This window comes from Streptomyces sp. CNQ329, from assembly GCF_000482585.1.
In genome coordinates this window covers 54,353-80,369 of the sequence record NZ_AXVU01000004.1, presented here as the reverse complement: position 1 = coordinate 80,369, position 26,017 = coordinate 54,353, and the positions used below count along the sequence as shown (strand labels likewise).

The 26,017-nt window shown below is 72.1% G+C and carries 19 protein-coding genes and 2 tRNA genes; 17 read left to right on the top strand and 4 right to left on the bottom strand.

Annotated features, from left to right (window positions below; genetic code table 11):
• Positions 1–145: 145 nt before the first annotated feature.
• Together I003_RS0102965 and I003_RS0102960 are read left to right on the top strand one after the other, a co-directional pair.
• Positions 146–955 (top strand): ABC transporter ATP-binding protein, encoded by an 810-nt coding sequence (locus tag I003_RS0102965; protein ID WP_027770130.1) that lies wholly within the window; start codon positions 146–148, stop codon positions 953–955.
• Complete coding sequence (locus I003_RS0102960) at positions 952–3,858, top strand: FtsX-like permease family protein (RefSeq protein WP_486584066.1); 2,907 nt, start codon at positions 952–954, stop codon at positions 3,856–3,858. Before I003_RS0102965 ends, I003_RS0102960 begins: the two co-directional genes overlap by 4 nt.
• Before the next feature lie 140 nt (positions 3,859–3,998).
• Here I003_RS0102960 and I003_RS0102955 read toward each other — a convergent pair whose 3' ends face one another.
• Positions 3,999–5,138 carry an acyltransferase family protein gene (locus I003_RS0102955; RefSeq protein WP_027770128.1) on the bottom strand — a complete coding sequence of 380 codons (1,140 nt, stop codon included), beginning with the start codon at positions 5,136–5,138 and terminating at the stop codon, positions 3,999–4,001.
• A gap of 622 nt (positions 5,139–5,760) precedes the next feature.
• On the opposite strand from I003_RS0102955, the gene I003_RS0102950 reads away from it, so the two are divergent.
• On the top strand, positions 5,761–5,955 hold the full coding sequence (locus tag I003_RS0102950) for a hypothetical protein (RefSeq protein WP_018834270.1): 195 nt from the start codon (positions 5,761–5,763) through the stop codon (positions 5,953–5,955).
• A gap of 107 nt (positions 5,956–6,062) precedes the next feature.
• Here I003_RS0102950 and I003_RS0102945 read toward each other — a convergent pair.
• Positions 6,063–6,133: transfer RNA gene (locus I003_RS0102945), tRNA-Gly, on the bottom strand.
• Positions 6,134–6,335: 202 nt separating this feature from the next.
• On the opposite strand from I003_RS0102945, the gene I003_RS0102940 reads away from it, so the two are divergent.
• The 5 genes from I003_RS0102940 to clpX all read left to right on the top strand — a co-directional run bounded on the left by I003_RS0102940 (position 6,336) and on the right by clpX (position 11,813).
• Positions 6,336–6,409 (top strand) — tRNA-Pro (locus tag I003_RS0102940).
• A gap of 190 nt (positions 6,410–6,599) precedes the next feature.
• On the top strand, positions 6,600–8,018 hold the full coding sequence (gene tig / locus I003_RS0102935; RefSeq protein WP_027770127.1) for a trigger factor: 1,419 nt from the start codon (positions 6,600–6,602) through the stop codon (positions 8,016–8,018).
• A 913-nt stretch (positions 8,019–8,931) separates the two neighbouring features.
• Positions 8,932–9,534 (top strand): ATP-dependent Clp protease proteolytic subunit, encoded by a 603-nt coding sequence (locus tag I003_RS0102930; protein WP_106966248.1) that lies wholly within the window; start codon positions 8,932–8,934, stop codon positions 9,532–9,534.
• Positions 9,535–9,614: 80 nt separating this feature from the next.
• Positions 9,615–10,307, top strand: a complete 693-nt coding sequence (locus tag I003_RS0102925) for an ATP-dependent Clp protease proteolytic subunit (protein ID WP_027770125.1) — start codon at positions 9,615–9,617, stop codon at positions 10,305–10,307.
• A gap of 213 nt (positions 10,308–10,520) precedes the next feature.
• Positions 10,521–11,813 (top strand): ATP-dependent Clp protease ATP-binding subunit ClpX, encoded by a 1,293-nt coding sequence (gene clpX / locus I003_RS0102920; protein WP_027770124.1) that lies wholly within the window; start codon positions 10,521–10,523, stop codon positions 11,811–11,813.
• Between the two features lie 106 nt (positions 11,814–11,919).
• Here clpX and I003_RS0102915 read toward each other — a convergent pair whose 3' ends face one another.
• Positions 11,920–13,014 carry a hypothetical protein gene (locus I003_RS0102915; protein WP_027770123.1) on the bottom strand — a complete coding sequence of 365 codons (1,095 nt, stop codon included), beginning with the start codon at positions 13,012–13,014 and terminating at the stop codon, positions 11,920–11,922.
• Between the two features lie 162 nt (positions 13,015–13,176).
• Between I003_RS0102915 and I003_RS0102910 the strand changes: the two genes are divergently transcribed.
• Positions 13,177–15,795: a valine--tRNA ligase gene (locus tag I003_RS0102910; protein WP_027770122.1), complete on the top strand. Its 2,619-nt coding sequence runs from the start codon at positions 13,177–13,179 to the stop codon at positions 15,793–15,795.
• Positions 15,796–15,839: 44 nt separating this feature from the next.
• Here I003_RS0102910 and I003_RS0102905 read toward each other — a convergent pair whose 3' ends face one another.
• Positions 15,840–16,820 carry a hydroxyacid dehydrogenase gene (locus I003_RS0102905; RefSeq protein WP_027770121.1) on the bottom strand — a complete coding sequence of 327 codons (981 nt, stop codon included), beginning with the start codon at positions 16,818–16,820 and terminating at the stop codon, positions 15,840–15,842.
• A gap of 163 nt (positions 16,821–16,983) precedes the next feature.
• On the opposite strand from I003_RS0102905, the gene folC reads away from it, so the two are divergent.
• From folC to rodA, 8 genes are all read left to right on the top strand, one after another.
• Positions 16,984–18,558: a bifunctional tetrahydrofolate synthase/dihydrofolate synthase gene (gene folC / locus I003_RS0102900; protein ID WP_027770120.1), complete on the top strand. Its 1,575-nt coding sequence runs from the start codon at positions 16,984–16,986 to the stop codon at positions 18,556–18,558.
• A 219-nt stretch (positions 18,559–18,777) separates the two neighbouring features.
• The gene (locus I003_RS0102895; RefSeq protein ID WP_027770119.1) at positions 18,778–19,137 is read left to right on the top strand and encodes a DUF4233 domain-containing protein; all 360 of its coding nucleotides are present in this window, start codon (positions 18,778–18,780) and stop codon (positions 19,135–19,137) included.
• A gap of 89 nt (positions 19,138–19,226) precedes the next feature.
• Complete coding sequence (ndk, locus tag I003_RS0102890) at positions 19,227–19,640, top strand: nucleoside-diphosphate kinase (protein ID WP_027770118.1); 414 nt, start codon at positions 19,227–19,229, stop codon at positions 19,638–19,640.
• 250 nt (positions 19,641–19,890) lie between these two features.
• Positions 19,891–20,910, top strand: coding sequence for a rod shape-determining protein (locus tag I003_RS0102885; RefSeq protein WP_018834281.1), 1,020 nt, complete (start codon positions 19,891–19,893; stop codon positions 20,908–20,910).
• A 54-nt stretch (positions 20,911–20,964) separates the two neighbouring features.
• Complete coding sequence (mreC, locus tag I003_RS0102880) at positions 20,965–21,978, top strand: rod shape-determining protein MreC (RefSeq protein ID WP_027770117.1); 1,014 nt, start codon at positions 20,965–20,967, stop codon at positions 21,976–21,978.
• 4 nt (positions 21,979–21,982) lie between these two features.
• Positions 21,983–22,702: a rod shape-determining protein MreD gene (gene mreD, locus I003_RS0102875; protein WP_027770116.1), complete on the top strand. Its 720-nt coding sequence runs from the start codon at positions 21,983–21,985 to the stop codon at positions 22,700–22,702.
• Complete coding sequence (gene mrdA / locus I003_RS0102870) at positions 22,699–24,786, top strand: penicillin-binding protein 2 (RefSeq protein ID WP_027770115.1); 2,088 nt, start codon at positions 22,699–22,701, stop codon at positions 24,784–24,786. The genes mreD and mrdA overlap by 4 nt, the downstream gene beginning before the upstream one ends.
• Positions 24,783–25,982: a rod shape-determining protein RodA gene (gene rodA / locus I003_RS0102865; RefSeq protein WP_027770114.1), complete on the top strand. Its 1,200-nt coding sequence runs from the start codon at positions 24,783–24,785 to the stop codon at positions 25,980–25,982. Before mrdA ends, rodA begins: the two co-directional genes overlap by 4 nt.
• Positions 25,983–26,017 lie beyond the last annotated feature (35 nt).

Here is a 26,017-nt window from a genome sequence, read left to right as displayed (position 1 = left end):
TCGTCTCGGGTTAACCCCACCCTCCGTCCGCCAGCAGCCGCCATGGCCGCGGCAGGCCCCCGCTCCGTAGCGTCGAGAGCACGACGACCGGGGCCGCGGCCCCGGTCACGACCACCGTGAACGGCACGGACGAAGGGCGGACGGCATGCGGCTGCGGAGCAGGGGAGAGCGGCAGGACGACGGGGCGCCCGCCGCCCCCGGCCACGCCGTCGAACTACGCGGCGTCCAGCGGCGCTACGGCCGCGGCGCCGGCGCGGTCCACGCGCTGCGCGGCATCGACCTCGCCCTCCCCCGGGGCACGTACACCGCCGTCATGGGCCCCTCCGGATCCGGCAAGTCCACGCTCCTGCAGTGCGCCGCGGGGCTCGACCGGCCCACCGCGGGCTCGGTGCTCCTCGGCGGCACGGAGCTGACGGGGCTCGGGGAGAACAAGCTCACCGAACTGCGCCGCAGCCGGCTGGGGTTCGTCTTCCAGGCGTTCAACCTGCTGCCGTCGCTCACCGTTGCGCAGAACATCCTGCTGCCCATGCGGCTCGCCGGACTGCGCGCCGACCACGCGCGGGCGGCGGACGTCCTCGCGCAGGTCGGCCTCGCGGCATACGGCAAGCGGCGCCCCGCGGAGCTGTCCGGCGGCCAGCAGCAGCGGGTGGCGATCGCCCGCGCGCTGGTCACCAGGCCGGACGTCATCTTCGCGGACGAGCCGACGGGGGCGCTGGACACCCGCACGGCCGCGGAGATCCTCGCACTGCTGCGGCACGCGGTGGACCGCCTCGGGGCGACGGTGGTCATGGTCACCCACGACCCGGTCGCGGCGTCGTACGCGGACGTGGCGCTGTTCCTCGCGGACGGCGCCCTGGCGGGCAGCCTGCGGCGGCCGACGGCGGAGCAGGTGGCGACCCGGATGACGACGCTCGACCCGCGCGGCGAGCGCCGGGCGGCGGAGCCGGCGGCGTGAGGAAGAAGGCCGGGCGGCGGGGCGGGCCGGCCTCCGGGCCCGGTCGGGACACCGGGACGGGCCCGGTCCCGGGCCCGGTCGCGGGGCCGGAGTGGGGCGGCGGGCTGCCGGCGGCGGGGGTGCGGGCGCGTACGAACGGGCTCGCGCGGGCCGCGCTCCGGTTCCGGCCGGGAGGCTTCGCGGGCACGTTCGTCGCGCTGATGATGGCGGCGCTGATCGTGTCGGCCTGCGGCATCCTGCTGGAGACGGGCGTACGGGCGGCGGTGCCGCCGGAACGGTACGCGAACGCGCCGGTGGTCGTCGCCGCGGACCAGCGGACGCACCTCACGGTGGGCGGCGGCGAGGACGCCTACGACGCCTCGGAACAGGTACCGGACCGGGCGCGGGTGAAGGCGGAGCTGGTGGAGCGGATCGCGGCGGCACGGGGCGTCGCGACCGCGGTCCCGGACGTCACGTTCCCGACCAGGCTGGCGGCGGACCGCGTACACGACGAAGCCGCGCCCGGCCCCGGACTCTCCGCGCAGGGCTGGGGTTCCCACGCCTTCACCGGCGCCGCACTCACCGCGGGCTCGGCGCCGGGGCCGGACGAGGTGGTCCTCGACCACACGACGGCCCGCGCGACGGGCACCGAGGTGGGCGACACGATCACCCTCGTACTCCCCGCCGGAACCCGGGACTTCCACGTCTCCGGCCTCGCGGCCCCGCCCGCGGACGCACCCGCCGCGACGCGTACCGCGGCGGCCACGCGCGGCGACGGCCCGCCCGCCGCAGCCGGCGACGCGTCGCGCGCCGCGGACGGCACGTCAGCCGCCCGGTCGCCCTCCGGGGCTCCGGACTCTCCCGGACCGGTCGCCCCCGCCGCAGGCGGGGCGGCGTCACGTGCCGCGGGAGACGGTTCCGCCGACGGCGGCGGCGCGGTCCCGGCGCGCGGCTCGTCCGGTTCCGCAACCGCCGCAACCGCCGCACCCGACGCGGGCGGGGCCGTCTACCTTGCCGATCACGCCGCCGCCCGGGCCGCCGGGCACCCGGGGCGGTTCGATGCCGTCGCCGTGCTGCCCGCCGCGGGTGTCGGCACCGGGCAGCTCGCCGACGCCGTGCGCGGTGCGGTGGGGGAGCGGGCCGAGGTGCACACCGGAGACGGACGCGGCGGTGCGGAGGATCCCCGTGTGGCGGCGGCCGAGGAGCTGCTGACCGGACTCGGCGGCTCGTTCGGCGGCATCGCCGCCACCGTCGCCGTCTTCACCGCCGCCGGGACCGTCGCCCTCTCCGTCGCCCAGCGCAAGCGCGAGTTCGCCCTGCTCCGGGCCATCGGCGCGACCCCGCGGCAGATCCGCCGCTCCGTGGCGGCCGAAGCACTGCTCGTCGCGCCCGTCGCCGGCGTCGCCGGGCTGCTGCCCGGCATCGGGCTCGCGTCCTGGTGGTTCGGCCGGCTCAAGGACCGCCACGCGGTGCCCGCCGCCCTCGACCTGCACGTCTCCGCCGTCCCGCTCGCCGTCGCCGTGGGCACCGCGCTGCTCAGCGCGCTGGTCGCCGGCTGGGCGGCCTCCCGCAGGCCCGCCAGGACCAAGCCCGGCGAGGCGCTCACCGAGGCGTCCGTGGAGCGACTGCGCCCCGGGATCGTCCGCACGGTCCTCGGACTCGGCGCCGTCGCCGGCGGCATCGCGCTCAGCGGCGTCGCCGCCCGCTCCGCCGGGGACGACGCGGCCGAGGCGGCGCTCGGCGTGGTGATGCTGTTCATGCTGGCCGTCGCCCTGCTGGGGCCGCTGATCGCGCGGCTCGCCGCCGGGCTCCTGGGGCTGCCGCTGCGCGCCGGCGACGCCGCCGCGGAGCTGGCCGCCGCCAACTCCCGTACGCACGCCCGCCGGCTGGCCTCCGCGATCACGCCGATCGTGCTGGCGACGGCGTTCGCCTCGGTGCTGGTCTTCATGCACACGAGCGAGGACCACGCCACCGCGACCCAGCAGCGCGACGGTGTCACCGCGGACCACGTCGTCACCCACCCCGCCGGGCTGCCCGCCGACGCCGCCGAGCGCGCCGCGCGGCGGCCCGGGGTGGACGCGGCGGTGGGTGTGCTGCGCGCGGAGGTGCTGGTGCCGGTCGGCGGCGGGGGCGACCGGTGGCTGCAGGGCGCTACGGCCCAGGGCATCTCGGGTGACGGGCTCGCCCACGTCCAGGACCTCGACGTCACCGACGGCACCCTCGACCGGCTGCACGAGCCCGGCACGGTGGCGCTCGACGAGAACCTGGCCCGCTCCGCGGGCGTCGGCGTCGGCGAGCGCGTCGAGCTGCGGCTGCCGGACGGCGTGCCCGTGCGGGCCGAGGTGGCGGCCACGTACGGGCGGGGTCTCGGGCTCGCCCAGGTGACGCTGGACCGCGCGGTGCTGACGGGGCACGTCACCGCGGCGTACGACACGGACGTGCTGGTCAGCGGCGGTAGCGCGGCCGGCCTCGGCGCCCTCGGCGGGGCCGGCACCGAGGTGACCGACGCGGCCGGCTACGCGCGGCAGCAGGACGTCGACCGCAGCCTCAACCGCTGGGCGAACTTCACGATGGCCGGCGTGCTCGGTGGCTTCGCCGCGATCGCCGCGGTCAACACCCTCGTCATGACGGTGCTGGACCGCCGCCGCGAGCTGGGGATGCTGCGGCTGATCGGCTCCACCCGGCGTCAGGTGCTGGGCATGATCCGCTGGGAGGGGCTGCTCGTCGGGGTCGCGGGCCTGGTGCTGGGCGGGACGATCGCGGCGGCGACGCTCGTGCCGATGGTCCGCGGGATCACCGGCGGGGATCCCTACCTGCCGCCGCTGACCGTCGCGGCGTTCGGCGGGGGGGCCGTGGGGCTGGGGCTGCTGGGCACCGTGCTGCCGGCCCGCGCGGTGCTGCGGCGGACGGAGCCGGCGGGCTGACGGCGGGCCGGCGGCGGGGTGGCGCGATTCGTACGGGCACGTGTGTGAGAAGGCGCACCGGAAGGCGTACGGGAACGCCGGCGGCCCGGGCCGCCCCTGCGCGAAGGAGGGGCGGCCCGGGCCGCGTGGGGTAAGGAGATTCAGCGGCCGGCGGTCGCCCGCTCCCGCTCGGGGGAGTGCTCCGCCGACGCCGGCCGGGAGTGCGGCGAGCCGCCGCGGCCGGCGTCGGTGTCGGGCTTGAACAGCCAGTTCATCCGCGGCTCCATGGCCCACCGGAACATCTGCCGCACCGGCGGGGTGCACAGCACCGTGATGATGACGACCGCGATCGCCGTCACGGCGATGGCGCCCAGCGGCGTGTGCGCGAAGTCGTTGTCGTACCAGCCCCAGAAGCGGGAGCCCTTGGCGAGGAAGCCGTGCAGCAGATAGCCGTAGAGCGTGCCCGCGCCCAGCACCGTGAACCACATCGTGCGCCGCGGCACCCAGGCCAGGAAGCACACCGTGAGCACCAGGGCGCAGCCGAACATCGCGAACGTCATCACCGGCCCGGCCCAGATGGGCGCACCCAACTCCTGCGCGGAGTCGCGGTGGTAGAACCAGCCGGCGTTCATCCGCGGCACCGCCCAGTACGCGACGACCGCGGCCATCAGGCCCACGGGCACGGACAGCAGCCGCACCTCCCGCCTGCGCACCAACTGGAAGTGCTCCGGCCTGAGCATCAGGCCGAGCACGAAGAAGGGCATGAACTGCAGCACGCGCTGCAGGTCGAGGTCGTTGCCGACGGTGTCGCTCATGGACGCGGCGATGGCGATGACCAGCGCCAGCGGAACCGGCCAGCGCACCGCCTTCCACAGCGGCGTCGTCATCCGCCAGACGAACAGCGCGATGAGGAACCAGGTGAGATACCACGGGTCGAGGATGCTGATGCGGTAGTCGGGGACCTCGCCCGCCCAGCGGTTGAAGAACGTGTACGCCGTCTCGAAGATCACGTACGGCACGAGCACGCCGGTGACCAACCGCTGTACGCGCCCGGGACGACCGAGGTCGAATGAGCGCGACATATAGCCGGAGATGAGGATGAACGCCGGCATGTGGAAGGAGTAGACGAGCATGTAGAGCGCGGACGCGGCGCGGCTGTCATCGCGCAGCGGCTCCCACGCGTGGCCGAGTGCGACCAGCACGATGGCCAGGTACTTTGCGTTGTCGAAGAAGGGATCGCGGGCCTTCGGCTTGCCGGATTCGCCGGCCGGGCGAGCCGCGGTCTGCGGCGGGTGGGTCACGAAGCCTCCAGATACGAGTCCGGCGGCGGAACCCGGAACCGCACCGGCGGGTTGGGGTCGAGGGGGGATCGAAACATCGTCGGCACCATAGCGTCCGAGCGTCGGACCCGTAAATTCGAAGTCGGCGTCGGCAATTTCCTCACCCTGAAGAAGGACAGCGAGGGCAGGGGGCATCATCGTATGCCAGTTTTGTCCTGAATGAATCGGACATGGAGGGACGGAGTGGCGGCGTGTCCACCGATCTTCTTCGGCCAGTTTGCCGTGCATGAATCTGCTGTGAATGGGGAATTGCGACGGGCCGGAACGCCCGCCCGCGTACCGCACATTGCGTAAATCCGGACCCCCCCGATCACGCAATTCGGATTCGCCGCTCCGGTTTCCCCCGGCCCGCCGCCGGGGATGGACCGCATGGGCGCACCGCCGGCGCGGGGGTCGCACGGTGCCCCGCGTACGGCGCTCCGCATGCGCCGTGGGCGCAGATCGGTGTAAGGGGCGCGAGATATCAGCCAGTTGGGCATCCCACGCACCCCCGTGCACCTCTTGGTGGCACGATGGATCCACCGGGGTGTGCGGGCGGCGGGTGCCCTGGGTGGGTGAACGAGAACCTAGGGGTGATCAGGGCGTGGCTATCTCACTGTCATTGGTGCTGCTGATGGGGATCATCCTGGTCGTGCTGATCCGCGGCGGCTCGATCAAGGTGGGCCCGGCGATCGTCGCGGTGCTCTTCGGCTTCTTCCTGGCGTCCACCAGCGCCGCTCCGGACATCCAGGATGCACTCGACGAGATCAGCCAGAGCATCAGCGACATCGGCACCTGACCGCCCCCGCGGGCGCCCCGGCCGCCGCGCACACGCCGACGGCCGGGACCCCGGCCTGCGCGCGTCCCGGCGGACGCGGCGCGGCCCGGACCCCGGCCGTCTCACCGAGCGGGTGACGGGAATCGAACCCGCGTAGCCAGCTTGGAAGGCTGGAGCTCTACCATTGAGCTACACCCGCAGGCGCCACCCACGGCGGGTGGCACGCCCTGCATCGTAGCCGCTGTGCCCCCGGTCCCGCACGCCGCTGCGTCTTCGGGCTCCCGGCCCCGCCCGCACGCGCGCGTGCGGCCCGTGCGGCGTACGGGCCGCGTGCGGCGTCACCAGGGACGTAATCGGCGGCGGCGCGGCTGTGCGGGCATGTACCCTACTGCTCGCACACGCGGGGTGTGGCGCAGCTTGGTAGCGCGTCCGCTTTGGGAGCGGAAGGTCGTCGGTTCGAATCCGGCCACCCCGACCGCGGCAGGGGACCTTCGTCGTGAAGGTCCCTTCATTGGGGAGCGGACCCGGCACCGGTACTATGCAAGCTGCGTTCCTGCGTGCCTGGACCGGGCCGCTCCACGCGCTTCTGCCGGAAGCCGGACGCAGCCACAAGAAGTCCAGAAGAAGTACAGCACTTCCCAGACGCCATCCCAAGGAGACCGACCGTGAAGAGCGCCGTGGAGACCCTGAACCCGACCCGGGTTCGGCTCACTGTCGAGGTGCCCTTCGAGGAGCTCAAGCCCAGCCTCGACGCGGCGTACAAGAAGATCAACCAGCAGGTCACGGTGCCGGGCTTCCGCAAGGGCAAGATCCCGGCCCGCATCATCGACCAGCGGTTCGGTCGCGGCGCCGTCCTTGAGGAGGCCGTCAACGACGCGCTGCCGAAGCTCTACGAGGACGCCGTCAACGAGGGCGACCTCAAGCCGCTGGGCCGGCCCGACGTCGACATCACCGAGCTGAAGGACAACGAGACGCTGACCTTCACCGCCGAGGTCGACATCCGCCCCGAGTTCGAGATCCCCGACTACTCCGGTATCAGCGTCGAGGTCGACGCCATCGAGGTCCCCGACGAGGACGTCGACAAGTCGGTCGAGCAGCTCCGCGAGCGCTTCGCCTCCACCACGCCGGTGGAGCGGGCCGCCGCCGAGGGCGACGTCGTCACCCTCGACCTGGAGGCGAGCGTCGACGGAGAGGTGCTGGAGGACGGCGTCGCCAGCGGCGTGTCGTACACCATCGGCTCCGGCGAGCTGCTCGACGGCATCGACGAGGCGGTCACCGGCCTGGAGGCCGGCGGCTCCGCGACGTTCGCCTCCGAACTGAAGGGCGGCTCCGCGGCCGGCCAGGAGGCGCAGGTCAAGGTCGAGGTGACGCAGGTCGCCGAGCGAGAGCTGCCGGAGCTGGACGACGAGTTCGCCCAGATGGCCAGCGAGTTCGACACGCTGGAGGAGATGCGGGCGGACAGCCGGAAGCGGCTGGAGCAGATGAAGCGCTACGACCAGGCGCAGCAGGCCCAGGAGAAGGTGCTGGACGAGCTGCTCGGCCTGGTCGAGGTCCCGGTTCCGGAGAAGCTGCTGGAGGAGGAGATCTCCACCCGCAAGCACAACCTGGAGAACCACCAGCTCGCCCAGATGGGGCTGAACCTGGAGGGCTACCTCAAGCTCCAGGAGAAGACCCCCGAGGAGTACGAGGCGGAGCTGAAGGAGCAGGCGGAGCGCGGCATCCGCACCCAGTTCGTCCTGGACGAGCTGGTGGGCAAGGAGCAGGTGAACGTCGGCCAGGAAGAGCTCACCGAGCACCTGATGCGCCGCGCCCAGTCCTCGGGCATGAGCCCGGACCAGTTCGCCCAGGCGGTCGTCGAGGGCGGCCAGGTGCCTGTCCTGGTCGGCGAGGTGGCCCGCGGCAAGGCCCTGGCGGTCGTGGTCGAGGCCGCAACGATCAAGGACACGAACGGCGAGCCGGTGGACCTGTCGGACGAGGACGAGACCGCCGAGACGGCCGCGGCCTCCGACGACGAGACGGCGGACGGCGCGGAGCAGTCCGCGGAAACCGAGGACGGGTCGCCGTCCGAGAAGGCAGACGCCTGAGCCGTACGATCACCCGTGGGCCCCGCCGCACGACCGGCGGGGCCCACGGCCGTACGCGGCACCCCGCCGCCGGCGGAGCCCACGGCCGACGCCGCGACGCCGTCGGCGGCGGCCCAGGGCCGTACGCGGCGCCGCGTGCCGGCCCCCACGGTGCCCTCGCGCCGCGCCGCGTCCTCCACGGCGACCCCATGCTGCGCCCCTGCCGAAGCCGCCGCACCCCCCTCCGGCACACCTGCGGCGCACCGGACCTGCCCCGGCCCCGCACCACTGTCCGCGGACGGTGGCGGGCGCCCGGCCCGCGTGCTTCGGCAGCAGCCCGGACCGACCGGGTCCCGGTCTGTCGCCCGACGGTGCGGCCCGCGGGCGCACGCGCCGCGCTGGGCGCCCGGCCCGGACCCCGTGGCCCGTACCCCGGCGGTCGGTTCCCGCACCGCTGCGCGGCGCGTCGGGCTGCCGGCCTGCCGCAGGCAGCCCCGCAGGCCCCGGCCCGGGCACCCGCTCCCGCCCCACGGACCCGACTGGTCCCGGCCTGCGGCTCCGCTGCGCCGGGTGCGTGGGTCCGAGCCTCGTGGCCGCGTGCTGCGGGACCTGTCCCGTTCATGCCCGCGGGCGTGGGCCGGGCCGACGGGTCCTGCCCTGCGGCTGCGCCGCGCCCCCGCAGGGCCTCGCCCCGCGCGGAGGCGGCACCGGCGGGGTGTCTCCGGCGCCGGTCGGAGCCGTTCCGCCGCGGTGCGGCCGCCCCGCCGCCCCGCCCGGAGGGCCTGCGCTCACAGCGAACAGTTCCGGAACCGGGATGGCCGCCGCCTACCTGCGCGTTAGGGTCCATAAAACAAGTCAGGTAACTCAGGAACGTACAGTCAGACGGCCTCTGGCGGCCGTCGCAGAGTGAGCAGGTGGACACGTGACGAACCCGATGCTTTCCGGCCCGGGCGAGCCGTCCTTCGGCGGCCTTGGCGACCAGGTCTACAACCGGCTGCTCAACGAGCGCATCATCTTCCTCGGTCAGCCGGTCGACGACGACATCGCCAACAAGATCACGGCGCAGCTCCTCCTCCTCGCCGCCGACCCGGACAAGGACATCAACCTCTACATCAACAGCCCGGGCGGCTCCGTGACCGCCGGCATGGCGATCTACGACACGATGCAGTTCATCAAGAACGACATCGTCACCATCGCCCTCGGCCTCGCCGCCTCCATGGGCCAGTTCCTGCTCAGTGCCGGTACCCCCGGCAAGCGCTTCGCGCTGCCCAACGCCGAGATCCTGATCCACCAGCCGTCCGCCGGCCTGGCCGGCTCCGCCACGGACATCAAGATCCACGCCGAGCAGCTCATCCGCACCAAGAAGAAGATGGCGGAGCTGACCGCGCTGCACACCGGCCAGAGCGTCGAGCAGGTCACCCACGACTCCGACCGCGACCGCTGGTTCTCCGCCGAGGAGGCCAAGGAGTACGGCCTGATCGACGAGGTCATGCCGTCGGCCACGGGCATCCCCGGCGGCGGCGGCACCGGCGCCTGAGGCCCCGGCGCCCGGCAACGACCCGCAACAGCCCCGCGCAGCCTTTCAAAGCCGCACTGCCACCAGGACGGAACACCACGATGCAGAACTTCCCCGGACGCGGCCTCTACGACCGTATGGCCGACGAGGCCGCCGACGCCCGTCGTTCGCTGGGCGCCGAGTCCCGCTACGTCATCCCGCGCTTCGTCGAGCGCACCTCGCAGGGCATCCGCGAGTACGACCCGTACGCGAAGCTCTTCGAAGAGCGGGTCATCTTCCTCGGCGTGCAGATCGACGACGCGTCGGCGAACGACGTGATGGCCCAGCTCCTGTGCCTGGAGTCGATGGACCCCGACCGGGACATCTCGGTCTACATCAACAGCCCCGGCGGCTCCTTCACGGCGCTCACGGCGATCTACGACACCATGCAGTTCGTCAAGCCGGACATCCAGACCGTCTGCATGGGCCAGGCCGCCTCGGCCGCCGCCGTGCTGCTGGCCGCCGGCACCGAGGGCAAGCGCATGGCCCTGCCGAACGCGCGCATCCTGATCCACCAGCCGTACACCGAGACCGGCCGCGGCCAGGTCTCCGACCTGGAGATCGCCGCGAAGGAGATCTTCCGGATGCGTAACCAGCTCGAAGAGATGCTGGCCAAGCACTCGACGACGCCGATCGAGAAGGTCCGTGACGACATCGAGCGGGACAAGATCCTCACCGCCGAGGAGTCCCTCGAGTACGGGCTGATCGACCAGATCGTCTCCACCCGCAAGCTCTCCGCCGGCATCGGCGGCTGACGCTCGCGGCGGCTCCCGGCTCCGTATCCGCGGCGCCGGACTTTCGCCCGGGCCCTTGTCCTCTGGACAGGGCCGCCCGTGGAGCGGTCCCCTGGGAAGCGAACCAGTGAGTTGGGCCCAAGGGGACCGCTCGGGGCTCCGGGCAAGGTACCGTCGATACGCAACCAGGTTCCGCCCCCCAAGAGCGGATCCCAGGCGAAGGGGAAGCACCTCGTGGCACGCATCGGTGACGGCGGCGATCTGCTCAAATGCTCGTTCTGCGGCAAGAGCCAGAAGCAGGTCAAGAAGCTCATCGCAGGACCCGGTGTCTACATCTGCGACGAGTGCATCGACCTCTGTAACGAGATCATCGAGGAGGAGCTCGCGGAGAGCTCCGAGGTGCGCTGGGAGGAACTGCCCAAGCCACGCGAGATCTACGAGTTCCTCGAGGGGTACGTCGTCGGCCAGGAGGCCGCCAAGAAGGCGCTGTCCGTCGCGGTCTACAACCACTACAAGCGGGTGCAGGCCGGCGAGAACGGCGCCGCGGCGCAGAACCGCGAGGACGGCATCGAGCTGTCGAAGTCCAACATCCTGCTGCTCGGCCCCACCGGTTCCGGCAAGACGCTGCTGGCGCAGACCCTGGCGCGGATGCTCAACGTCCCCTTCGCCATCGCCGACGCCACCGCCCTCACCGAGGCGGGGTACGTCGGCGAGGACGTGGAGAACATCCTGCTGAAGCTGATCCAGGCCGCCGACTACGACGTCAAGAAGGCCGAGACCGGCATCATCTACATCGACGAGATCGACAAGGTCGCACGGAAGAGTGAGAACCCGTCGATCACCCGTGACGTCTCCGGCGAAGGCGTGCAGCAGGCGCTGCTGAAGATCCTGGAGGGCACCACGGCCTCCGTGCCGCCGCAGGGCGGCAGGAAGCACCCGCACCAGGAGTTCATCCAGATCGACACCACGAACGTGCTGTTCATCGTCGGGGGCGCGTTCGCCGGCCTGGAGAAGCTCATCGAGTCCCGGGCGGGCGCCAAGGGTATCGGCTTCGGCGCCACCATCCGCTCGAAGCGCGAGCTGGAGAACGAGGACCCGTTCCAGGAGGTCATGCCCGAGGACCTGGTGAAGTACGGCATGATCCCCGAGTTCATCGGGCGGCTGCCGGTCATCACCAGCGTGCACAACCTGGACCGGGCCGCCCTGCTGAAGATCCTCGTCGAGCCGCGGAACGCGCTCGTCAAGCAGTACCAGCGCCTCTTCGAACTCGACGGCGTCGAGCTGGACTTCGACCGCCCGGCGCTGGAGGCCATCGCCGACCAGGCGATCCTGCGCGGCACCGGCGCCCGCGGGCTGCGCGCCATCATGGAGGAAGTGCTGCAGTCGGTGATGTACGAGGTGCCGTCCCGCAAGGACGTCGCCCGCGTGGTCATCACGGAGGAAGCGGTCCACTCCAACGTCAACCCGACGCTGGTGCCCCGCTCCCGCGCCGCCGAGCCGGAGCAGCGGCACCAGGAGAGCGCCTGAGCCGCACGCCGTCCGCGTCCCGTACGAGCCGGGCGCCGCGTACCCGCGCACCCATACGAAAAGGGGCCGCCCACCGGGCGGCCCCTTCGCGTGTGTGCCGTACGGGTCAGCCGATCGGCACCCGGACGTCGTTGCGGACGTCCGCGGTGGTGGTCGAGGCCTCGTCCATGCTCATCTCGCCGCCGGTGAGGATCAGCGTCGGGTCGGTCAGAGCGACGTAGCCGATGGTGCTGCTGTCGGCCCAGGCGCAGGTGGGGAACTGGAAGCTGTCAGTCGGCGCGCTGGGGTCCGAGGTGGTGAACTTGACGTACTGGCACTTCATCGAAGCGCCCTCCTCCAGCCCGTCGGGGGAGACCTCCTCCGGGCTGCCGACCAGCTCGGCCGTGTCGCCGCCACCCGCGGACGGGTCGGCGGCGGCCTCCTTCGCCATGTAGGCGAAGAACGCGTCCAGCACCATCTCCGGGTTGGAGATGTCGCCGTAGACGCCCTGGAACTGCAGGATCTTGGCCGTCGCCGAGGTGCCCGCCGTGTAGCCGGCGCCGACGTCCTTGGGGTTGGAGACGCCGATGGTCTCCAACTGGTCGATGTCGCTGGAGTTGAGCCCCGAGCCGCCCGTCGCGCCTTCGTTCTTCTTGTACTCCGTGGCGACCGTCTCGGGGGCGGTCAGCTTGTACTTCTTGCCGTCGTCGGCGGGCGGGTCGTCCCCGCTGTCGCCGTCGTCGCCGGTCTTCCCGCCGTCGGTCTGCGAGTTCTTCGACTCGTCCTTCTTGCCGTCGTCATCGTCGCCACCGACCAGGAAGAACGCGGCGGCGGCTATCACCGCGACCGCGACCACGGCGCCGACGACGACGAGCATGGTCTTGTTCTTGCCGCCTCCCGGCGGGGGCGGGACCTGGCCGTACGCGGGCTGCTGCCCGTACGGCCCGGCCTGCTGCTGTCCGTACTGCTGCTGGCCGTAACCACCGGGCTGTCCGTAGGCACCGGGCTGCTGCTGCCCGTAGCCCTGGTCGCCGCCCTGCTGCGGGTAGCCGTAGCCGGGCTGACCCGGCTGGCCGCCCTGCCCGGGCTGGGCGTAGGGCGACTGCGCGGGCTGCGCCGGCGGCTGCGGGGGCTGGCCGTAGGGACCGGGCTGCCCGTACGGGCCTGGCTGCTGCCCTCCACCCCCGTATGGTCCGGGTGGCGGCGGCTGGTTGTGACTCATTACGGTCCCCTCCGTGAGTTAAAGCTGCTCCGCCCATACTGTCGGATCGCGTCGTGGTGCGCTGCCTCGGGTCTCGATCGGAGCGGCGCGGTTGTCCACAAGGACGCAGCCCGTCCCCAAGTGGTTCGCGGCGGGGTGTGACGCGCCTCTAGACTGACCGTCGTGACCGACGCAAAGAATCCGCAGAGCAGCGCAGCAGAGCTACCCACGCAGTACACGCCCGGCGAGGTCGAGACCTCGCTCTACGAGGGCTGGGTAGAGCGCGGTTACTTCGCGGCGGACGCCAAGAGCGACAAGCCGCCGTACGCGATCGTCATCCCCCCGCCGAACGTTACGGGAAGCCTCCATCTCGGCCATGCTTTCGAGCACACGCTGATCGACGCCCTCACCCGCCGCAAGCGCATGCAGGGGTTCGAGACGCTGTGGCAGCCCGGCATGGACCACGCCGGCATCGCCACGCAGAACGTCGTGGAGCGCGAGCTGGCCAAGGAGGGCCTGTCGCGGCACGATCTGGGCCGCGAGGCGTTCGTCGAGCGGGTGTGGAAGTGGAAGGCCGAGTCCGGCGGCCAGATCGCCGGCCAGATGCGCCGTCTCGGCGACGGCGTCGACTGGAGCCGCGACCGCTTCACCATGGACGAGGGCCTTTCGCGCGCCGTCCAGACCATCTTCAAGCGGCTCTTCGACGACGAGCTGATCTACCGCGCCGAGCGCATCATCAACTGGTGTCCCCGCTGCCTCACCGCGATCTCCGACATCGAGGTGGAGTACCAGGACGACGACGGCGAGCTGGTCTCCCTCCGCTACGGCGAGGGCGAGCAGTCCATCGTCGTGGCCACCACCCGCGCCGAGACGATGCTCGGCGACACCGCCGTCGCGGTCCACCCGGACGACGAGCGCTACCGCCGTCTCGTGGGCACGGAGATCGTGCTGCCGCTCACCGGCCGCCGCATCCCCGTCATCGCCGACGAGCACGTGGACCCGGAGTTCGGCACGGGCGCCGTGAAGGTGACCCCGGCGCACGACCCCAACGACTTCGAGATCGGCCGCCGGCACGATCTGCCGATGCTCACGGTCATGGACGACCACGCGGTCATCACCGCCCACGGCCCGTTCCAGGGCCTGGACCGGATGGAGGCCCGCTCGGCGATCGTCGCCGCGCTGCGGGCCGACGGCCGGATCGTGGCCGAGAAGCGGCCCTACGTCCACTCGGTGGGCCACTGCTCCCGCTGCAAGACCACGATCGAGCCGCGGCTGTCCATGCAGTGGTGGGTCAAGGTCGCCCCGCTGGCCAAGGCCGCGGGCGACGCGGTGCGCGACGGCCGGGTCGCCATCCACCCCAGGGAGATGGAGTCCCGCTACTTCGGCTGGGTCGACAACCTCAACGACTGGTGCATCTCCCGGCAGCTCTGGTGGGGCCACCGGATCCCCGTCTGGCACGGCCCGGACGGCGAGCTGGTCTGCGTCGGCCCGGACGAGGAGCCGCCGAGCGGCGAGGGCTGGACGCAGGACAGCGACGTGCTGGACACGTGGTTCTCCTCCGGCCTGTGGCCGTTCTCCACGCTGGGCTGGCCGGAGGAGACCGAGAGTCTGGCGAAGTTCTATCCGAACTCGGTCCTGGTCACCGGCTACGACATCCTCTTCTTCTGGGTCGCCCGGATGATGATGTTCGGGCTGTACGCGATGGACGGCGAGGTCCCGTTCCGCACCATCGCGCTGCACGGCATGGTCCGCGACCAGTTCGGCAAGAAGATGTCGAAGTCCTTCGGGAACGCCGTGGATCCGCTGGAGTGGATGGACACGTACGGCTCCGACGCCGTCCGCTTCACCCTCGCCCGCGGCGCCAACCCCGGCACCGACGTGCCGATCGGCGAGGACTGGGTGCAGGGCTCGCGCAACTTCGCGAACAAGGTGTGGAACGCCACCCGTTTCGCGCTGATGAACGGTGCCACGGTCGAGGGCCCGCTGCCCGCCGGATCGGAGCTGTCCACGACCGACCGCTGGATCCTCTCCCGGCTCGGCGCCGTCGTCGCCGAAGTCGACGCGCTCTACGACGACTTCCAGTTCGCGAAGCTCTCCGACGTGCTGTTCCACTTCGCCTGGGACGAGGTCTTCGACTGGTACGTGGAGCTGTCCAAGACGACGTTCGCGGCCGGCGGCCCCGCGGCCGACGCCTCCCGCCGCGTCCTCGGCGAGGTCCTGGACCTCACGCTGCGGCTGCTCCACCCGGTGATCCCGTTCGTCACCGAGACGCTCTGGACGACGCTGACCGGCCGCGAGTCCCTCGTGATCGCCGACTGGCCCGCGGACTCCGGCTTCCGGGACGCGGCGGCCGAGGCGGAGATCGTGAAGCTGCAGGAGGTCGTCACCGAGGTCCGCCGCTTCCGCGCCGACCAGGGCCTGCAGCCCGGCCAGCGGGTGCCCGCCCGGGTGGAGCTGGCCGGCGCCGGCCTGCAGGCGCACGAGGCCGCCATGCGGCACCTGCTGCGGCTCCAGCCCGAGGGCGACTCCTTCGCCGCCACGGCGTCCCTGCCGGTGGCGGGCGCGACCGTCGCGCTGGACCTGTCCGGGACGATCGACGTGGCGGCCGAGCGCAAGCGGCTGACGAAGGATCTGGCCGCCGCCGAGAAGGAGAAGACGCAGGCGGAGGCCAAGCTCGGCAACGAGGGCTTTCTCGCCAAGGCGCCGGAGCCGGTCGTGGCGAAGATCCGCGCCCGGCTGGCGAAGGCCGAGGAGGACATCGTCCGCATCGGCGCCCAGTTGGAGCGCCTGCCGACGGCGTAGCGGGGCACGGGCCCGGGGCGTCTGCCCCGGGCCCGTGCGCGCGGCTACGCGCTGTGGCCCAGGGACTCCGGGCGCACGGGGTGGGCGAAGGGCAACCCCGCGGCGTAACGGGCCAGTTCACCGGCCGCCGCCCGGCCCAGCCGGGGCAGCTCGCCCGCCAGCGACCCCGCGACATGCGGTGTCAGCAGCACGTTCGGCAGCTCGTACAGCGGCGAGCCGGCGGGCAGGAACTCCGGCTCGGTCACGTCGATGACCGCGTGCAGCCGCCCCGCGACCAGCTCCTCCGTGAGCGCCTCCTGGTCCACCAGCGAGCCGCGCGCGGTGTTGACGAGCGTCGCGCCGTCCCGCATCGAGGCGAGCCGGGCGCGGCTGATCAGGTGACGGGTGCCCGGCAGCTCCGGCGCGTGCACGGTGACGACGTCGGCGATGGCGCACAGCTCGTCCAGCCCGGAGGGCGTGGCGCCGAGGACGCGCAGCTCGCCGGCGTCCGCGTACGGGTCGTACACCAGCGTCGACAGGTCGTACGGGCGCAGCAGTTCCAGCACCCGCCGCCCGATCGTCGAGGCACCGACGACGCCGACGGTGCGCCGGTAGTTCCCGGCCCCCGGATGGTCCGCGTACCAGTCGTACGGACCGCGCCGCCGCCGGTACTCCTCGCGTACCTGGAGCACCCGCTTGTTCGCGAAGAGCACCGCCGCGACGGTGTACTCCGCCACGGGCAGCGCGTTCGCCCAGGCCGCCGAGGAGACCGCGATCCCGCGCCGCCACACCGCCTCGGTGACGTGGTGCTTGACCGACCCGGCGGCGTGCACGACGGCCCGCAGGTGCGGCGCCGCGGCGAGCGCCGTCCCGTCCAGCGGCGGGCAGCCCCAGCAGGTGATCAGCACCTCGGCGCGGGCCAGCGCAGCGGCTGCCCGCGGCTCGGCGAAGTCCGCGGCGACCAGCCCGGGTTCGAGGTCCGCGATCTCGGCGAGCCGATCCCGCGTCGCCGCGTCGAAGAGCCGCGGCAGGGTGTCGGGGCTCATCGCGAACAGGGCGCGCGGGCGGCGCACCACGCCGCTCGGAGGGTCGTTCGGTGACACGCGGTCGCCTCCTGTGTCGAACGTGCGATCCGAAGCTGCTTCCCGGGTACCGGCCGGCCGCCCCGCCGGGCGGGAGACTGTCGTAGCCGGACCCTAGACTGACACTGTGAGCGCCCGCGAAGAACCCGCAGGTCCCGACCCGGACGAGACCCCCGGCAGCCCGGACACCCCGGAAGACGACGTTTTCGACGAGATCGTCGGCACCGAGACCGACCGTGACCCCGACCTGGCGGTCATCGAGGCCGGCAGCCGCACCCTGCGCACCCAGGCGGGTCCGCCCACCGGTGACGGCGTGCCCGCGACCCCGGCCGACCCCGAGGTGGCCGGCGCGCTGCGCGAGGCCGAGGCGGAGCTGCTGGCCCGCTGGCCGGAGACGCGGATCGACCCGTCGCTGGAGCGCATCCGGGCGCTGCTCGACATCCTCGGCGATCCCCAGCGGGCGTATCCGTCGATCCACCTGACGGGCACGAACGGCAAGTCCTCCACGGCCCGCATGATCGAGGCGCTGCTGGTGGCGTGCGACCTCAGGACGGGCCGTTTCACCAGCCCGCACCTGCAGTCGATCACGGAGCGGATCGGCCTCGACGGGGCGCCGATCGACGCCGAGCGGTTCGTGGAGACGTACCGCGAGCTGAAGCCGTACGCGGAGATGGTCGACGCCCGGCAGGAGCACCCGCTGTCGTTCTTCGAGATGCTCACGGCGATGGCCTTCGCGGCGTTCGCCGAGGCTCCGGTGGACGTGGCGGTCGTCGAGGTCGGCCTCGGCGGCACCTGGGACAGCACGAACGTCGTCGACGCCTCCGTCGCCGTCGTCACCCCCATCGCGGTCGACCACAGCCGGCTGCTCGGGGACACCCCCGGCGCCATAGCCGCGGACAAGGCGGGGATCGTGAAGAAGACCGCGACATCCCCGGGCGGCGGCCCGGGCACCGTGGTGATCATGGCCCAGCAGCCGGTCGACGCCGCGCAGGTGATCCTGAAGCGGGCCGTCGACGTGGACGCGACGGTGGCCCGGGAAGGCATGGAGTTCGGCGTGCTGAACCGGGAGGTGGCGGTCGGCGGGCAGTTGCTGACGCTGCGCGGCCTCGGCGGCGAGTACCCGGAGGTCTTCCTGCCGCTGCACGGCGAGCACATGGCGCACAACGCCGCGGTCGCGCTCGCCGCCGTCGAGGCGTTCTTCGGCGTCGGCTCCGAGCACGCCCGCAGCCTCGACGCCGACACCGTCCGGCGCGCCTTCGCCACCGTCACCTCGCCGGGCCGGCTGGAGGTCGTACGGACCTCGCCCACCGTCATCCTCGACGCCGCGCACAACCCCGCCGGCGCGCGGGCCTCCGCAGCGGGGGTGCAGGAGGCGTTCGGTTTCAGCCGACTCGTCGGCGTCGTGGGCACGAGCAGGGAGAAGGACGTGCGCGGCCTGCTGGAGGCGTTCGAGCCGATCTTCACCGAGGTCGTCGTCACCCGGAACTCGACCACCCGGGCCATGGACCCGGACGAGCTGGCGGCCATCGCCGTCGAGGTCTTCGGCAGCGAGCGCGTCCAGGTCGAGCCCCGCCTCGACGACGCGCTGGAGGCTGCCATCACGCTGGCGGAGGAGGAGGACGAGTACGCCGGCGCGGGCGTGCTGGTCACCGGCTCGGTCATCACCGCCGGAGAGGCCCGGCTGCTGCTGGGCAGGACGTAGCACGGCGGCCGGTGCGCGCCTCCCGCGGCGGTGGTGGAGGGCTCCGTGGGCGCCCGGGGCCGCCGCCGCGGACGCACCCTGGCCGAACCCGGCCGGAAGACCGAGGCGGGTGGACGGGACTCCGGCCGCGGCCATTACTCTGGCGGATGAGGACGGGGCCGCCGGTGCCGGTGCGCCGGGTTCCGTCACCACCCCTGGTCCGGAGGAGAGAGGCGAGCGATGCGCACGCTCTGCGCGAGCACGCTGGTCGGCGAGATCTTCGTCATCGGCCTGACGGGTCTCGTCGCGATGCAGCAGTCCGACCTGTCGAACGGCGCGATCTGGGGGGTCAGCGGCGCCGCCATGGTCCTGTGCGTGCTGGTCTGCGGCATGCTCGGCCGCCCGGGCGCGGTGCAGATCGGCTGGGGACTGCAGATCGCCCTGATCGCGTCCGGCTTCGTCGTGCCGTCGATGTTCTTCCTGGGCGCGGTCTTCGCCGGGCTGTGGTGGGCGTCGGTGCACTACGGCCGGATCGTCGACGAGGCCAAGGCGGCGCGGGCCCGCGCCGCCGCCGAGGAGACCGGCGGAGCCCCGGCGTAGCCGGCGGCGGGGATGCGTGCGGGCGCCCGTGCGCGTCCGGGTAAGGTCGGATTCCCCCGAGTCCAGCAACGCACTGCCAGGAGCCGTACATGAGCCAGCGCACGCTCGTCCTCCTCAAGCCCGACGCGGTACGCCGCGGGCTGGTCGGCGAGATCATCGGCCGGATCGAGCGGAAGGCCGACTGGTCGATCCTCGCGCTCGAGCTGCGCACCCTCGACCGCTCGACCCTGGAGCAGCACTACGCCGAGCACGTGGGCCGGCCGTTCTACGAGCCGCTGGTGGAGTTCATGGCGTCGGGACCCGTCGTCGCGCTCGTGGTCGAGGGCGACCGGGTCATCGAGGGAATCCGTACCCTGGCCGGGCCCACCGACCCGATCGCCGCCGCGCCCGGCAGCATCCGCGGCGACTTCGGCACCGTCGTCCGCGAGAACCTCGTGCACGCCTCCGACTCCGAGGAATCCGCCGCGCGCGAGCTGAAGCTGTTCTTCCCCGACCTCGCCTGACGTCCGCGCAGGTCGGCAGCCGGCCCGGCCCCCGAAGAGGCGACCGGATCATTCGGTCGCCTCTTGGCATGTGCAAGCGAAAAGGGGGAAAGCGCAACCGACACGGTGCCGTATTGACTGCTACACCCTCGCTCCCTCCACGACCTCGCGAGACTACGATGGCCCCCACGGGCCGTAGCGCGCGCCGCCCTGCTGCCGACCCCCGTCCGCCATCACCCTGGAAGGCCAGACGTATCCCATGGCGAACAACATGTCTTTCATCGGCCGTGACATGGCCGTCGACCTTGGGACCGCCAACACGTTGGTGTACGTCAGAGGCCGGGGCATCGTGCTGAACGAGCCCTCGGTCGTGGCCATCAACACCAACACCGGCGGGATCCTCGCCGTCGGCGCCGAGGCGAAGAAGATGATCGGCCGCACCCCCGGCAACATCGTCGCGGTGCGCCCGCTGAAGGACGGCGTCATCGCCGACTTCGAGATCACCGAGCGGATGCTGCGCTACTTCATCCTGAAGATCCACAAGCGCCGCTACCTCGCCCGCCCGCGCGTCGTGGTCTGCGTGCCCTCGGGCATCACGGGAGTCGAGCGCCGGGCCGTCATCGAGGCGTCGACCCAGGCGGGCGCGCGTCAGGTGCACATCATCGAGGAGCCGATGGCCGCGGCCATCGGCTCCGGGCTGCCGGTGCACGAGGCGACGGGCAACATGGTCGTGGACATCGGCGGCGGCACCACCGAGGTCGCGGTGATCTCCCTCGGCGGCATCGTCACGGCGCAGTCCATCCGGGTCGCCGGGGACGAGCTGGACAATGCGATCATCCAGCACATCAAGAAGGAGTACAGCCTCCTGCTCGGTGAGCGCACCGCCGAGATGATCAAGATCACCATCGGCTCCGCGTACGACACCGACCGCGACGAGCACACCGAGATCCGGGGCCGCGACCTGGTGAGCGGGCTGCCGAAGACGGTCGTGATCTCCTCCGCCGAGGTGCGCAAGGCCATGGAGGAGCCGCTCAACGCGATCGTCGACGCGGTCAAGACGACGCTCGACAAGTGCCCGCCGGAGCTGTCCGGCGACATCATGGACCGCGGCATCGTGCTCACCGGGGGCGGCGCGCTGCTGGCCGGCCTCGACGAGCGGCTGCGCCACGAGACGGGGATGCCGATCCACCTCGCCGAGGAGCCGCTCGACTCCGTCGCGCTCGGCTCGGGCAAGTGCGTCGAGGAGTTCGAGGCGCTGCAGCAGGTACTCGACGCGCAGCCCCGTCGCTAGCCCCCAAGTCCGCACCCCACCGCCGGGACACCCAGGAAGGCGCTTCGGAAGCACGTGAGGGACACACGAGAGAGCCGGGTCCTGCTCCTGCTGCTCATCACCATCTCGTTCGCGCTGATCACGGTCGACATCCGGGGCGGGGACGACTCTCCCCTGGACGCCACGAAGCGGGGGGCCGCGACGGCCCTGGGGCCCGTCGAGGACGGCGTCGCCACGGTGGTCGACCCGGTGGGCAATGCGATCGAGGCGGTCGGGGAGTCGGGGGACAGACACGACCGGATCGCCGAGCTGCAGCGGCAGAACGCCGAGCTGAAGCAACGGCTGGGCAGCGACGACCGCAACCGCGCCCGCGCGGCGGAGCTGGACAAGATCCTGGGGACCGCGGGCGCCGGCCGCTACGGCATCAAGGGCGCCCAGGTCATCGCCATAGGAGCGGCCCAGGGCCTGTCCTGGACCGTGACCATCGACGCCGGCTCCCGCGACGGCCTGAAGCGGGACATGACCGTACTCAACGGCGACGGCCTCGTCGGCCGCGTCACCACCGTCGGCCCGTCCACCGCCACCGTGCTGCTCGCCAACGACCCGGAGTTCACCGTCGGCACCCGGCTGGAGAAGACCAGCGAGCTGGGCTTCGCCACCGGCCAGGGCGATCGGCCCATGAAGGTCGAACTGCTCAACGGCAAGCTGAAGGTGGAGAAGGGCGACCGGCTGGTGACCTTCGGCTCCCACGGCTCCCGGCCGTTCGTGCCGGGCGTGCCGATAGGAGTCGTCTCGAAGGTCGAGCCGGTCGGCGACGTCACCCGCACCGTCTACGTCGAGCCGTACGCCCGGTTCACCCGGCTCGACATCGTCGGCGTCGTCGTCCAGCCGCCCCGCGACGACCCGCGCGACGCGGTGCTGCCCCCCGCGCCGGAGGCGACGCCGACGCCCACCGTCACCGTCACCGTCCCCCCGGACGGGGAGGGGACACCGGACGGCGAGGCGGACGCCGGCGCCGGTGCCGGAGCCGAGGACCCGGCCGGCGACCCCGCGGCGGGGGACGTCACGACCGGAGTGGACGGGAACTGATCGCATGAGACACGTCAACCGCGTCCTGCTGTGCGCCTCGCTGCTGGTGACCGCCCTCGTCTTCCAGGTCACCGTGCTCGCCCGGCTCCATCTGCCCGGCGCCGTACCCGATCTGACGCTCCTGGTCGTCCTCGCCCTCGCGATGGTCTACGGCCACGTCGGAGGCGCTCTCGTCGGCTTCACCGCCGGTCTGCTCGCGGACATCGCGCCGCCCGCCGACCACGCCGTGGGCCGCTACGCCCTCGTCCTCGCCGTCATCGGCTACCTCGCCGGGCTCGTCAAACCCGAGTCCGGGCAGGTGCGTACCGCCGCGGGCCCGATGATGGTCGTGGGCTGTGCCGCCGTCGGCTCCACCCTGCTCTACGCGGGCGTCGGCGCCCTCGTCGGCGAGGGCTCGGTGCGGGGCGTGGGCCTGGGCAACCTGGTCTTCACCGCCGCGATCTACGACCTGCTGCTCGCCCCGTTCACCGTGCCGCTGGTGATGGCGCTGGCCCGCAGGGCGGACCGCGACACGACCGCCGAGGCCGCGGAGACCGCCACCGGCGGCTCGGCCGCCGGCGACTCCGCGTACCGCTGGCTGGCCGGCGGGACCGCCAGCCGCGCCGCCGTCAGGCGGGCCCGTTCCTACGGCCGCGGCGGCATCGGCCGGCAGCGCGGCAACCTGTTCGGCCCCAAGTCCAAGTCAGTCAAGGCGACCCGTATCAAAGGGGTGAAACGGCTGTGACCAACATCCCGGAGACCGGCAAGTCCACCCGTGTCACCGTCCGTCTGATCGGCATCCAGGTCCTCGTGCTCTCGCTGCTGCTCACCCTGGGCGGCCGGCTGTGGTACCTGCAGATCCGCAACGGCCAGGAGTACGAGGAGGAGGCCGCCGGCAACCACGTCCAGCAGGTCATCGAGCCCGCCGTACGCGGCTCCATCCTCGACTCCCGCGGTGAGCCGCTCGCCGACAACGAGACCCGCCTCGTGGTCTCCGCCAGCCGCACCGACCTGATGAAGATGGACGACGACGGCGAAGCGATACTGACCAAGCTCGCCGGTGTGCTCGGCATGGACCCCAAGACCCTCATGGAGCGGGTCCGGCTCTGCGATGCCGAGACCCCCAAGCCGTGCTGGAACGGCTCCCCGTACCAGCCCATCCCCCTCACCGACGAGGCCACGGCCCGCCAGGCGCTGCAGATCCGCGAGCGCAAGGAGGAGTTCCCCGGCATCACCGCGGAGCCCACCGCCGTCCGCCGCTACGGCTCGCCGAACGACGCGAACACCGCGCAGGTCCTCGGCTATCTCTCCCCGGTCACCGACGAGGAGATCACCGAGGCCGAGGAGAGCGACAACCCGCTGCTGCGCACCGACCAGATCGGCCGCTCGGGCCTGGAGCGCTCCTACGACTCCGAACTGCGCGGCCGGGCCGGGGTGACGAGCTACCGCGTCGACAAGCTCGGCCGGGTGATAGGAGAGGCCGACAAGCAGCCCGGCGTGCCCGGCTCCAACCTGGTCACGAGCATCGACTCGCGGGTGCAGGCGCTGGCCGAGAAGGAACTGGCCAAGGCGATGAAGGAGGCCCGTACCCAGTTCGATGACAACACCGGCACGAACTACAAGGCGGACTCCGGCGCGATGGTGGTGATGGAGGCCGACACCGGCCGCATCGTCGCCATGGCGTCCAACCCCACGTACGACCCGAACGACTGGATCGGCGGCATCGACGCCGACACGTACAAGCAGCTCACCGGGAAGAAGGCCAACTACCCGCTGCTGAACCGGGCGATCCAGGGCCAGTCGGCTCCCGGCTCGATCTTCAAGCCGATCCCGACGACCGCCGCGGTCAACGCCGGTTACGCCTTCGACGGCAACTACGAGTGCAGCAGCGACTACAGCATCGGCGGCCAGGTCTTCAAGAACTTCGAGTCGCAGAGCTACGGCGCCATCGGCCTCGGCCGTGCCCTCGAAGTCTCCTGCGACACGGTCTACTACCGGCTGGCGCACCAGGAGTGGCTGAACGACGGCGGCAACAAGCCGAAGAAGAAGCCCGACGACTGGTTCTACAAGACCGCCCACCAGTACGGCCTCGGCGAGGAGACCGGCATCGACCTGCCCAACGAGGTCACCGGCCGGGTGCCCGACCGGCAGTGGAAGAAGGACTACTGGCGGGCCAACAAGGACACCTGGTGCAAGCAGGGCAAGCGGGACGGCGACTACACCGAGCGCATCGCGTACGAGAACTGCCTGGAGGGCATGCGGATGCGTGCCGGTGACTCCGTCAACTACTCCATCGGCCAGGGCGACACGCTCGTCACGCCGATCCAGATGGCGACCATGTACGCCGCCATCGCCAACGGAGGCACGCTCTACGACCCGACCGTGGGCAAGGCCGTCGTCAGCGCCGACGGCAAGAAGGTCGACATGATCGAGCCGAAGGCGCACGGCAAGCTGCCGCTGGACAAGGCCACCCACGCCGCCATAGACGATGCGCTCGCGGGCGTCGCCACCCGGGGCACCGCCGCCTGGCGCTTCGGCGGCTGGCCGCAGGACAGGATCCCGATGCACGCGAAGACCGGTACCGCCGAGGTCTACGGCAAGCAGACGACATCGTGGTTCGCGACGTACACCGAGGAATACGCGATCGTCATGACCATCTCTCAGGGCGGCACCGGCTCCGGCGCCTCGGCGCCCGCCGTCCGCGCCGTGTACGACGCGCTGTACGGCGTCGGCAAGGACGGCGGCATCGACCCGAAGAAGGCGCTGCTGCCCAAGCCGGAGAAGGAGCTGCCGAAGATCTCGCCGGACGGCAGGATCGAGGCACGATGACGGCGACCGACGGGTACTCGGTCCGGCGCTTCACGCCCGAGCTGGGCACGTGGGGCAAGCTGACCGCGCGTGACTCGCTGGTGCGCCGGGTCGACTGGATGCTGCTCTTCTCCGGGCTCGGGCTCTCCGCCGTCGGCACCGCGCTCGTCTGGTCGGCGACCCGCAACCGCGACGACCTCACCGGCGGCGACCCGTACTTCTTCGTGATGAGGCACGCGATCTTCACCACCATCGGCATCGCGCTGATGGCCGCCACCGTGTGGGTGGGCCACCGCAGGCTGCGCGGGGTGGTGCCGGTGCTGTACGGGCTGTCGCTGGCGCTCGTCGCCATGGTGCTCAGCCCGCTGGGCAGCACCATCAACGGCTCCCGCGCCTGGCTCGACCTCGGCGGCGGCTTCACGGTCCAGCCGGCCGAGTTCACCAAGATCACGATCATCCTGGGGATGGCGATGATCCTGGCCGCCCGGGTCGACGCGGGCGACCGCGAGCACCCCGACCACCGCACCGTCGTCCAGGCCCTGGGCCTGGCGGCGGTGCCCATCGGGATCGTCGTGCTGATGCCGGACCTCGGCTCGGCGATGGTGCTGACGTCGATCGTGCTGGGCGTGCTGCTGGCCTCCGGCGCGTCGAACCGCTGGGTGCTGGGGCTGGTGCTGGCCGGCGTCGGCGGCGCGGCGCTGGTCGTCTCGCTGGGCATGCTCGACGAGTACCAGGTCGCCCGGTTCGCCGCCTTCGCCAACCCGGCGCTCGACCCGGCCGGCGTCGGCTACAACACCAACCAGGCACGTATCGCCATCGGCTCCGGCGGCGCGACCGGCAAGGGCCTGGGTGAGGGCAGCCAGACGACGGGCCAGTTCGTGCCCGAGCAGCAGACCGACTTCATCTTCACGGTGGCGGGCGAGGAGCTGGGCTTCGTCGGCGCGGGGCTCATCCTGCTGCTGCTCGGCGTGATGCTGTGGCGGGCGTGCCGGATCGCGCGGGACGCCAGCGACCTGTACGGCACGATCGTCGCGGCGGGCGTGGTGGCGTGGTTCGCGTTCCAGGCGTTCGAGAACATCGGGATGACGCTCGGCATCATGCCGGTGGCGGGGCTGCCGCTGCCGTTCGTGAGCTACGGCGGCTCGTCGATGTTCGCGGTGTGGATCGCGGTGGGGCTGCTGCTGTCCGTCAAGGCGCAGCGCCCCCTGTCCGCCTGAGAGAGCGTGGAACGGCGGGGTCCGGCGGTACGTCG